Genomic DNA, 229 nt, shown 5'->3' on the forward strand with positions numbered 1-229 from the left:
CCTTACGGCGGAGTTCGCGCAGGAAGAGCGCGATATCATCAAATCCGCTGTCGCTGCTGCGGAAACGCTCGCGCTGTCTGTGCCGGATTGGGCGACTGATGTCGAACGGTGCAAGTCGCTGATGGGGCGGTTCATCGACGCACCTGACGACCGCTACAGCTTTGCCGGTTTCCTGCCAAGCGAGGGTGTCATGAGTTGCGCGTCCAGCAATCTCACCATTGATTACTCG

The 229-nt window shown here is 59.4% G+C and carries 1 pseudogene; it reads left to right on the forward strand.

Annotation, left to right across the window (positions count from 1 at the left end):
* Nucleotides 1-229 (forward strand): annotated as a pseudogene (locus R0J92_RS27515) (sensor histidine kinase); the annotation flags it as partial.

The sequence above is a fragment of the Tritonibacter sp. SIMBA_163 genome (genome assembly GCF_046535935.1).
GTDB classification, from domain to species: Bacteria; Pseudomonadota; Alphaproteobacteria; order Rhodobacterales; family Rhodobacteraceae; genus Epibacterium; species Epibacterium scottomollicae.